Consider the following 9,829-nt stretch of genomic DNA (forward strand, 5'->3'; position numbering starts at 1 on the left):
ACCACATGCCGCCATTCGGCCGCGGTTGGCTGGTTTTCCCCTCCCCGGGGGAACCTCCGGTCGGTGCCATTCGTGATCCAAAGGAGCACACTAGGGGGGCATACAACCCAAGTCCCGCTATCTGACTCGGCCGCACCGGGGCAGCCTTGGAAAGGGGTGGGAGCGTCATGGACGCGATGGACAAGGATCGCGACATCCCGGCACACGGGGCCCGGCCGCTGTGGACCGAGGAGCCGGCGCGCAGGCGGCGGCTGCCCGATCCCGTCCGCACCGCGGCGGTGCGGGCGGTCATCATCATCGCCGTGACGCTGGTTCAGACGATGGTCGCGCTCCTGTGCACCCTGGCGGGCTCATGGTCCGCCTTCCCCACCGTGCTGGCCACGGTGGCGAGCACGGTGGTGGCGACCTGGGGCGTGCTGGACGTATGGGTGACCCGGCAGGTCTGGCGCCAGCGATACGGAGTGGTGTCCCGGCCCAGCAGCACGGCCCGGGAGATGCGCCGGCAGCGCCGCCGGGCCGGTGAGGCGGAGCCGGTCACCTCCCGGCCGGCTGCGGAGCGCGGGACAGCTCGCGGCGCAGCCGCATAAAGGGCCTGGGCCGGTCGACGCCCAGGGCGGCGGTGGAGATCCCGTCACGTTCGTAGACGGCGAGAAAGCCACCGCCGTCGGCCGGGTCGCCCTCGGTGATCCGGACGGTGTCACCGGGTGCGCGCCGCCCGGCGTACTGGATACGGGTGCCGTACTGGTCGGACCAGAAGTAGGGCAGCGCCTCGAAGGGTTCGACGGTGGACCCGGCGAGCAGATTGCGGGCGGCCACGGCGCCCTGAAGCATTCCGCTGGTCCAGTGCTCGGCCCGGACGGTGCGCGCGGTGCCCGGCTGGGCCAGCCGGGCCACGTCCCCGACGGCCACGACATTGGGCAGCGCGGTGACACAGCCTGCGTCGCACCGCACCCCGTCGTCCAGGGCCAGACCGGAGCCTTCCAGCCACCCGGTGACCGGACGCACCCCGACGCCGACGACCACCACATCGGCGGGCAGCACCCGCCCGTCGGTGAGCTCCACGCCGGTGACCCGGCCGCTGCCGCGCAAGCCCTCGACGCCGGTGCCGCACAGCAGGGTGGCCCCGCCCCGCGCGTGCAGCCCGGCGCACACCCGGGCCATCTCCTCGCCCAGTTGGGGCACCAGCGGCAGCGGCGCGGCCTCCACCACGGTGACATCGAGTCCGAGGGCGGCGCAGGAGGAGGCCACTTCGGCGCCGATGAAACCCGCGCCGATCACCACCACCCGTGCGGCGCCCGCGCGAAGCGCGGCGCGGAGCCGGGTCGCGTCGTCGAGGGTGCGCAGGGTGTGCACCCCGTCCAGCCGTGGAAGGGGCAGCGTCCTCGGGGTGGCCCCGGTGGCGATGACGACGCCGTCGGTGCGCAGGGCGCGGCCGCCGGTGAGACGGATCTCCCCGGCGGCGGTGTCCAGCGCCTCGGCCCGGACGCCGAGCAGCCATTCGGCATCGAGTTCGGCCTCTTCCTCGGGGTCGGTCAGGGCGAGGCGGCCCGGCCCGTCGCCCGGGTCGCCGTCCCCGGTCAGGAACTCCTTGGACAGCGGCGGGCGGTCGTAGGGGCGGTGGCGCTCCTCCCCGACGACGACCAGCCGCCCGTCGTATCCCAGGGAGCGCAGGCCCCGCGCCGCGTGCAGTCCCGCGAGCGAGGCCCCGACCACCGTGACCGTGGTGAGCGCCTGGACCGTCGTCATGCCACGGCTTCTTCCGGTGCCGCGTGCACGGGCTCGCCGGGAACGGTGCGCACCGCGGGGTGGACATACAGCATTCCGTCCACGACCGTGACAGCGTGGGTCCGTACGGGCTTGCGGGCGGGCAGACAGGTCGGCTCGCCGGACCGCAGATCGAACAGCGCGGCGTGCAGCGGGCATTCGACGTAGCAGCCTTCCAGCCACCCTTCGGAGAGGGAGGCGTCCTGGTGGCTGCAAGTGTCATCGATGGCGTAGAACGCTCCGTCGGTGTGGAACACCGCGATCGCCGCGGTGGCGTCGCCGGCCTGGACACGCAGCGACTCACCCTCCGGCAAGTCCTCGATACGGCAGACGGGAATCATTGGCCCCCCTCACGTTGATCGGTATCATGCGTTGTGGATAGTGCACTGAAAAGCGCGATGCGCAACAGAATCCAGATCGGGAAGGCAGCCGTCAAGAGTTCCCCGGACCGAGGGGCCCCACGCAGAGCCACCGGATGGTGAGATCAGAACCATGACGAACACGACCGAGGATCGGGCCGAGGAGAAGCGGGGGGCCGCCGGGGCAGTGCAGTCGGTGGACAGGGCGGTGAGCGTCCTGGAGATCCTTGCCAGGCTCGGCGAGGCCGGAGTGACCGAGATCGCCGACGAGCTGGGGGTCCACAAGTCGACCGCCTTCCGGCTGCTCGGCGTTCTGGAGAACCGCGGACTCGTCGGGCAGGAACGCGACCGGGGGAAGTACTACCTGGGCGCCGGAGTGCTCAGACTCGCCGGCGCCGCCGCCATCCGCCTGGACATCTCGCAGGAGGGCGCCCCGGTGTGCCGGGCGCTGGCCGACGAGACCGGCGAGACGGCCAATATCGCCGTCCTGGACGGGGACGCGGCGGTCAACATCATGCAGGCGCGCGGCGCCGCGGCCGTGACCGCCTTCAACTGGCTGGGGCGGCGCACCGCGCTGCACGCGACCGCGAGCGGCAAGGTGCTGCTCGCACATCTGTCGGGCGAGCGCCGGGAGCGGCTGGTGACGCGGAAGCTGCCGCGGTTCACCGAGCACACCATCACCACCTCCGCCGAGCTGCGGCAGCAGCTCGAGACGGCGGCCGAGCGCGGCTACGCCTACTCCTGCGAGGAGTTGGAGATCGGGCTGAACGCGGTGGCGGCGCCGGTGCGCGGCCATGACGGCGCGCTCATCGGGGCGATCGGTGTCTCGGGCCCGGCGTACCGGATGGCGCAGAGCCGGCTGCCCGATCTGGCCGAGTACGCCGTGAAGACCGCCGAGGAGCTGTCCCGGCGGATGGGCTTCCCCGGCTGAGCCGCCACATCACCCCACCCACCCGACGAGGGGGCCGGACGACTCCGGCCCCCTCGTCGCGTCCGCGGCCCGGGCCCAGGGGCGTATGGCCGACGCGAAACCCCCAGTCAGCGCCGGTTTACAGGCGGTTTTCGCGAACCCCTTGACCGCACGGGGCGGCGACTTTCAGGATGTCTCTCATCGCGCAACATGCCGCGCTATACGCAACTGGGTGGTAACCGGTGGCCGTTGAAACGGCCTCGGCCTCACCCTCCATCGAGGCAGTCATGCCAGCTCCCGTGCACCGGTCCCTGCGATCGCAGGAGAACAGAGGAGTGAGCCATGCCGCAAGAAGCCCGCGCCGTCGTCGCGGTCAAAAAGGGCGCCCCCGTGGAGGTGCTGCCCGTTCTCGTGCCCGAACCCGGCCCCGGTGAGGTGCTGGTGGGAGTCCAGGCGTGCGGCGTGTGCCACACCGACCTGCACTACCGGGACGGCGCGATCGGTGACGAATTCCCGTATCTGCTCGGGCACGAGGCCGCCGGAATGGTCGAGGTCGTGGGCCCCGGCGTCACCGGACTCGCACCCGGTGACTATGTGGTCCTGGCCTGGCGGGCGCCGTGCGGCGGCTGCCGCTCCTGCCGCCGGGGCCGCCCGTGGTACTGCTTCGACAGCCGCAATGCCGCCCAGCCGATGACCCTGACCGACGGCACCCCGCTCAACCCGGCGCTTGGCATCGGCGCGTTCGCCGAGAAGACGCTGGTCGCGGCGGGGCAGGCGGTGAAGATCGACCCCTCGGCCCGCCCCGAGGCGGCGGGCCTGATCGGCTGTGGGGTGATGGCCGGCTACGGCGCGGCCGTGCACACCGGCGGGGTGTCCAACGGCGACACGGTCGCGGTCATCGGCTGCGGCGGCGTCGGCAACGCGGCGATCGCCGGGGCCTCGCTGTCCGGGGCGCGCCGGGTGATCGCGGTGGACATCGACGACGCCAAGCTGGACGCGGCCACCCGTTTCGGCGCCACCGACACCGTCAACTCCCGTGGTACGGACCCGGTCGACGCGGTGCGCGAGCTGACCGGGGGCTTCGGCGCCAATGTGGTGATCGACGCGGTGGGCCGCCCCGAGACCTACTCCCAGGGCTTCTACATGCGCGACCTGGCCGGGGTGCTGGTGCAGGTCGGGGTGCCGGATCCGGAGATGCGCATCGATCTGCCGCTGATCGATCTGTTCTCGCGGGGCGGTGCGCTCAAGTCGTCCTGGTACGGCGACTGCCTGCCCAGCCGCGACTTCCCGGTCCTGGTCGACCTCCATCTCAGCCGCAAGCTGGATCTGGACGCGTTCGTCAGCGAGACGATCACGCTGGACGAGGTCGAGACCGCGTTCGCCAAGATGCAGCGCGGCGAGGTGCTGCGGTCGGTGGTGGTCCTGTGAGCACTCGAAGCAGCCGTGTTGTGATCGTCGGGGCCGGGATCGTCGGCTGCTCGCTCGCCGATGAGCTGACCGCCCGCGGCTGGCGGGACGTCACCGTCCTGGAGCAGGGTCCGCTGCTCGCCCCCGGCGGCTCGACCTCGCACGCCCCCGGCCTGGTCTTCCGGACCAGCCCCTCCAAGACCCTGACCGACTTCGCCGTCTACACCGTCGAGAAGTTCTCCTCCCTCGAGGTCGACGGGCTGTCCTGCTTCAACCCGGTGGGCGGTCTGGAGATCGCCACCAGCGAGGAGCGCTGGGCCGAGCTGCACCGCAAGGCCGGGCTGGCGGCCTCCTGGGGCGTACGGGGCGAGCTGCTCGGCCCGGCCCGGTGCGCCGAGCTGTGGCCACTGCTGGACCCGGACCGGATCCTGGGCGGTTTCCACACCCCGGACGACGGGCTGGCCCGGGCGCTGCTCGCCTCCCGCGCCCAGATGGAGCGGGCCACCGCGCACGGCGCCCGCTTCCTGGACCGGCACACCGTCACCGCCATCGAGCGGGCGGACGGCCGGGTCACCGCCGTGGTCACCGACCGGGGCACCTTCCCCGCCGATATCGTGGTCTCCGCCGCCGGGTTCTGGGGCCCGCTGATCGGCGCGATGGCGGGGGTCCCCGTCCCCCTTCAGCCGCTGGCCCACCAGTACGCCAGGACCGGGCCGCTGCCCGAGCTCGCGGGGGTCAACGACCCCCGTACGGAGGCGAGCCGGCCGATCCTGCGCTTCCAGGACCGCGATCTCTACTTCCGCGAGCACACCGACCGCATCGGCATCGGCAGCTACGCCCACCGCCCGCTCCCCGTCGACCCGGCGCGGCTGCCCGCGTACGACGAGGCCCCGGTGATGCCGTCCTCGCTGCCGTTCACCGCCGAGGACTTCGCCCCGAGCTGGGAGGACAGCGTCGAACTGCTCCCCGCGCTCGGCGCGAGCCGGGTCGAGGAGGGCTTCAACGGGGTCTTCTCCTTCACCCCCGACGGTATGCCGGTCATCGGCGAGTCCCGCGAGGTGCGCGGCTTCTGGCTGGCCGAGGCGGTGTGGGTGACCCACTCCGCGGGCGTCGCCCGGGCCGTGGCCGAGTGGCTGACGGACGGGCGGCCGGGCATGGACGTCCATGAATGCGATCTCTACCGCTTCGAGGACGCGCAAGCCTCCCCCGCCTATGTCGCCGAGCGCGGGGCCCAGAACTTCGTCGAGGTCTATGACGTCATCCATCCGCTCCAGCCGATGGAGCGGCCCCGTCCGCTGCGGGTCAGCCCCTTCCACATCCGGCAGCGGGAGCTGGGCGGGTACTTCCTGGAGGCCGCGGGCTGGGAGCGGCCGCACTGGTACGAGGCGAACGCCCAGCTCGCCGAGTCGATCGACCTTCCCCCGCGCGACGCCTGGTCGGCCCGGTACTGGTCGCCCATCGCCGCCGCCGAGGCCAGGGCCACCCGGGAGCGGGTCGCGCTGTACGACATGACCCCGCTCAAGCGGCTGGCGGTCAGCGGGCCCGGGGCGCTGGACTTCCTCCAGCGCATGACCACCAATCAGTTGGCGAAGAAGCCCGGTGCGGTCACCTACACCCTGCTGCTGGACGAGGCCGGGGGCATCCGCAGCGACCTCACCGTCGCCCGGCTGTCGGAGCGCCACTTCCAGATCGGCGCCAATGGCGGACTGGACCTGGACTGGCTGCTGCGCCATGCGCCGGACGACATCCATATCGCCGACATCACACCCGGCACCTGCTGTATCGGCGTCTGGGGCCCGCTGGCCCGGGAGCTGGTCCAGCCGCTGACCCGGGACGACTTCTCGCATGCGGCGTTCGGCTACTTCAAGGCCCGGCAGACCTATATCGGCCATGTCCCGGTGACCGCGATGCGGCTGTCCTACGTCGGCGAGCTCGGCTGGGAGCTGTACACCACCGCCGATATGGGGCTGCGGCTGTGGGACACCCTGTGGGAGGCGGGACAGCGCCACGGCGTGATCGCCGCCGGGCGCTCGGCCTTCAACAGCCTGCGGCTGGAGAAGGGCTATCGCGCCTGGGGCCATGACATGACCACCGAGCACAATCCCTACGAGGCCGGGGTCGGCTTCGCCGTCCGGATGAACAAGGGCGACTTCATCGGGCGTGCGGCGCTCGAGGGCCGCGGCGAGGAGACGGCGGCGCGCAGGCTGACCTGCCTCACCCTGGACGACCCGGCCGCGGTCGTCATGGGCAAGGAGCCGGTGTACGCCGATGGCGTCCCGGCCGGCTATGTGACCAGCGCGTCCTACGGCTACACCATCGGCCGGACCGTGGCCTATGCCTGGCTGCCCGCCGCGGCAGCCGTGCCCGGCACCGCGGTCCACATCGAGTACTTCGGCGAGAAGGTCCCCGCGACCGTCGCCGCCGAGCCCCTCTTCGACCCGCGCATGGAGCGCATCCGCCGCTGACGCGAGCGCGTACCGAGACCGCGTGCCGTAAGCGCATGCCGAGAGCGCGGCCACGAAGCGTCCGCGAGTGCGGGAACCGACCCGCTTGGAGGACCCCTGATGGCCCCCGACCACGCTGTGATCGTCCCGGGCCCCGGCGGCATGGGCCCGGCCGCCGCCCACCCCCTCGAACTCTTCGACCCCGCCGGCTGTTCGCCGCGTCCGCCTGAGGAGAACCCCATGGCTGTGGCTCCCGAGTCCCCCGCCGCCACGACCCCCAGTCTGCTCGCCACTCTCCCCGGCCACTGGTACACCGCTCCCGGGATCTTCCGGCGGGAGCAGGAGCACCTGTTCGAGGCCATGTGGTTCTGCGCGGTGCGCGGGGCCGACCTGGACCGGCCGGGTGCGTTCCGCACCGTGCGGATCGGCCGGGAGAGCGTGCTGATCACCCGCAACCGCCGGGGTGAGCTGCGGGCGTTCCTCAACATCTGCCGTCACCGCGGCGCCCGGCTGTGCACCGAGGAGTCCGGGACGGTGCGGCGCTCGTTGCAGTGCCCGTACCACGCCTGGACCTACGATCTGGACGGCAGGCTCACCGCCGCCCCCAACCTTCAGAAGATGCCCGATATCGACCGGGTCGAGCGCGGACTGGTGCCGGTACGGCTTCGCGAATGGCTCGGCTATGTCTGGCTCTGCCTGGCCGAGGAGCCACCATCGTTCGAGGAGACGGTCATCGGGGCGGTGGCCGACCGGCTCGGCGACGCGGCGTCCGTGGAGCGCTACGGCGTGGCGGGGCTGGCGTTGGGCCGCCGGATCTCCTATGACGTCCGGGCCAACTGGAAGCTGATCGTCGAGAACTTCATGGAGTGCTACCACTGCGCGACGATCCATCCCGAACTCACCGAGGTGCTGCCGGAGTTCGCCGATGGCCTCGCGGCGCAGTACTTCGTCGGGCACGGCGCCGAATTCGCCGAGGAGGCCCAGGGGTTCACGGTGGACGGCAGCGAAGGGTTCGGCCGCATCGCGGGGATCGCCGAGGAACAGGACCGCCGCTACTACGCGATCACGGTACGGCCGCAGGTCTTCCTCAATCTGGTCCCCGACCACGTGATCATGCACCGGATGTTTCCGCTCGCTCCCGATCGCACACTGGTCGAATGCGACTGGCTCTACGCACCCGAAGTGGTGGCGTCCGAGCGGGATCTGTCGAAGTCGGTGGAGCTGTTCCACCGGGTCAACGCCCAGGACTTCGACGCCTGTGAGCGCACCCAGCCCGCCATGGACTCCCGCGCCTACCGCGACGGCGGGGTGCTCGTCCCCAGCGAGCACCACATCGGCGCCTTTCACCGATGGGTGACCGACCATGTCCCGACCCCCGACGCGGAGGAATGCCCGTGACGGACCTCTTCATCGGTGGCCAGTGGACCGAAGCGATCGACGAACGCACCCGGGAGATCCGCTGCCCCGCCGACGGATCGCTGGTGGCGGTCGTCGACGAGGGCGGCGGCAAGGACGCGGCCGAGGCGGTGGCCGCCGCCCGGCAGGCGTTCGACCAGGGGCCCTGGCCCCGGACCCCGGTCGGGGCGCGCGGCGATCTGCTGCTGCGCGTCGCCGGTCTGGTGGAGCGCGACAAGGCCGGGCTCGCCCGGGCGGAATCGCTGGACACCGGGAAGCGACTGGCCGAGAGCGAGCTGGACATCGACGGGGTGGTGGCGTGCTTCCGCTACTACGGGCAACTGGTGCGCACCGAGACGGACCGGGTCGTGGACACCGGCACCGAGGACACCGTCAGCCGGGTGGTCTATGAACCAGTCGGGGTCTGCGCGCTGATCACCCCATGGAACTATCCGCTGCTCCAGACCTCGTGGAAGGTCGCGCCCGCGCTCGCCGCGGGCAACACCTTCGTGCTGAAGCCCAGTGAGCTGACCCCCAGCACGGCGATCGCCCTGATGCGGCTGCTGGCGGAGGCCGGGCTGCCGGACGGGGTGGCCAATCTGGTGCTCGGCCCGGGCGCCGAGGCCGGGGCCCCGCTCACCGACAACCCCGATGTGGACATGGTGTCCTTCACCGGGGGTCTGCGCACCGGGCGCCGGATCATGGCCGCCGCCTCGGGCACGGTCAAGCGGACCTCGCTGGAACTGGGCGGCAAGAACCCCAATATCGTCTTCGCCGACGCGGACTTCGAAACGGCCGTGGACTACGCGCTCACCGCGGTCTTCCTCCACTCCGGGCAGGTCTGCTCGGCCGGGGCCCGGCTGCTGGTGGAGGATCCCGTGCACGACGCCTTCGTCGAGGAGGTGGTGCGCCGCGCCCGCGGGATCCGGCTGGGCGGGCCGTTCGACGAGCGGGCCCAGACCGGCCCGCTGATCTCCGCCGCGCACCGGGCCAAGGTCGAGGCGTATGTGGCGACGGGGCTCGCGGAGGGCGCCCGGCTGCGCTGCGGCGGCGCCCGTCCGGACGATCCGGCCCTGGCCGACGGCTACTACTTTCTGCCGACCGTGCTCGACCGCTGCCACAGCGGTATGTCGGTGCTGGCCGACGAGTCCTTCGGGCCGGTGCTCACGGTGGAACGTTTCGCCGATGAGGACGAGGCGGTACGGCTGGCCAACGACACCGTGTACGGGCTCGCCGGGGCCGTATGGTCCGGCGACGAGGGGCGGGCGCAGCGGGTGGCCTCCCTGCTGCGGCTGGGCACCGTATGGATCAACGACTACCACCCCTATCTGCCGCAGGCGGAGTGGGGCGGGTTCAAACAGTCGGGGAGCGGACGGGAGCTGGGGCCCTGCGGGCTCGCGGAGTACCGGGAGGCCAAGCACATCTGGCGCAATACCCGGCCCCGTCCGCAGGGCTGGTTCGCCTGACGGGGCATCCGCCCGGGGGCGGCACGGCGGTGCGGCGAGGGCCGCGCTGCGCCATTCGGGTGAGCTCCGGTCAAGGACATTGCC

8 protein-coding genes are annotated in these 9,829 nt (G+C 72.0%); 6 read left to right on the top strand and 2 right to left on the bottom strand.

Features of this window, described 5'->3' with window-relative positions; all coding sequences use genetic code 11:
* The first annotated feature begins 167 nt into the window (after positions 1–167).
* The gene (locus ACK1X7_RS06235; protein WP_385152944.1) at positions 168–587 is read left to right on the top strand and encodes a hypothetical protein; all 420 of its coding nucleotides are present in this window, start codon (positions 168–170) and stop codon (positions 585–587) included.
* Here ACK1X7_RS06235 and ACK1X7_RS06240 read toward each other — a convergent pair.
* Positions 535–1,746, bottom strand: a complete 1,212-nt coding sequence (locus tag ACK1X7_RS06240; RefSeq protein WP_398160527.1) for an NAD(P)/FAD-dependent oxidoreductase — start codon at positions 1,744–1,746, stop codon at positions 535–537. The two genes, ACK1X7_RS06235 and ACK1X7_RS06240, sit on opposite strands and share 53 nt — an antisense overlap.
* Positions 1,743–2,105, bottom strand: a complete 363-nt coding sequence (locus tag ACK1X7_RS06245) for a bifunctional 3-phenylpropionate/cinnamic acid dioxygenase ferredoxin subunit (RefSeq protein ID WP_385152950.1) — start codon at positions 2,103–2,105, stop codon at positions 1,743–1,745. Before ACK1X7_RS06245 ends, ACK1X7_RS06240 begins: the two co-directional genes overlap by 4 nt.
* Before the next feature lie 151 nt (positions 2,106–2,256).
* Between ACK1X7_RS06245 and ACK1X7_RS06250 the strand changes: the two genes are divergently transcribed.
* The 5 genes from ACK1X7_RS06250 (at position 2,257) to ACK1X7_RS06270 (ending at position 9,745) form a co-directional block, all read left to right on the top strand.
* Positions 2,257–3,054 carry an IclR family transcriptional regulator gene (locus tag ACK1X7_RS06250; RefSeq protein ID WP_059145443.1) on the top strand — a complete coding sequence of 266 codons (798 nt, stop codon included), beginning with the start codon at positions 2,257–2,259 and terminating at the stop codon, positions 3,052–3,054.
* Between the two features lie 321 nt (positions 3,055–3,375).
* On the top strand, positions 3,376–4,461 hold the full coding sequence (locus ACK1X7_RS06255; protein WP_385153629.1) for an S-(hydroxymethyl)mycothiol dehydrogenase: 1,086 nt from the start codon (positions 3,376–3,378) through the stop codon (positions 4,459–4,461).
* Positions 4,458–6,905: a GcvT family protein gene (locus ACK1X7_RS06260; RefSeq protein WP_413114746.1), complete on the top strand. Its 2,448-nt coding sequence runs from the start codon at positions 4,458–4,460 to the stop codon at positions 6,903–6,905. Before ACK1X7_RS06255 ends, ACK1X7_RS06260 begins: the two co-directional genes overlap by 4 nt.
* 219 nt (positions 6,906–7,124) lie before the next feature.
* The gene (locus ACK1X7_RS06265; RefSeq protein WP_390794643.1) at positions 7,125–8,282 is read left to right on the top strand and encodes an aromatic ring-hydroxylating oxygenase subunit alpha; all 1,158 of its coding nucleotides are present in this window, start codon (positions 7,125–7,127) and stop codon (positions 8,280–8,282) included.
* The gene (locus ACK1X7_RS06270; RefSeq protein WP_385153621.1) at positions 8,279–9,745 is read left to right on the top strand and encodes an aldehyde dehydrogenase family protein; all 1,467 of its coding nucleotides are present in this window, start codon (positions 8,279–8,281) and stop codon (positions 9,743–9,745) included. The genes ACK1X7_RS06265 and ACK1X7_RS06270 overlap by 4 nt, the downstream gene beginning before the upstream one ends.
* The last annotated feature ends 84 nt before the right edge of the window (positions 9,746–9,829 follow it).

This window comes from Streptomyces sp. CY-1, assembly GCF_047218265.1.
Taxonomy (GTDB): domain Bacteria; phylum Actinomycetota; class Actinomycetes; order Streptomycetales; family Streptomycetaceae; genus Streptomyces; species Streptomyces niphimycinicus.

What these genes read in the sequence shown, in the direction of transcription:
- ACK1X7_RS06265 (WP_390794643.1), top strand. Translation starts at nt 7,125, where the DNA reads ATGGCTGTGGCTCCCGAGTCCCCCGCCGCCACGACCCCCAGTCTGCTC.
- ACK1X7_RS06245 (WP_385152950.1), bottom strand. Translation starts at nt 2,105, where the DNA reads ATGATTCCCGTCTGCCGTATCGAGGACTTGCCGGAGGGTGAGTCGCTG.
- ACK1X7_RS06240 (WP_398160527.1), bottom strand. Translation starts at nt 1,746, where the DNA reads ATGACGACGGTCCAGGCGCTCACCACGGTCACGGTGGTCGGGGCCTCG.
- ACK1X7_RS06235 (WP_385152944.1), top strand. Translation starts at nt 168, where the DNA reads ATGGACGCGATGGACAAGGATCGCGACATCCCGGCACACGGGGCCCGG.
- ACK1X7_RS06255 (WP_385153629.1), top strand. Translation starts at nt 3,376, where the DNA reads ATGCCGCAAGAAGCCCGCGCCGTCGTCGCGGTCAAAAAGGGCGCCCCC.
- ACK1X7_RS06250 (WP_059145443.1), top strand. Translation starts at nt 2,257, where the DNA reads ATGACGAACACGACCGAGGATCGGGCCGAGGAGAAGCGGGGGGCCGCC.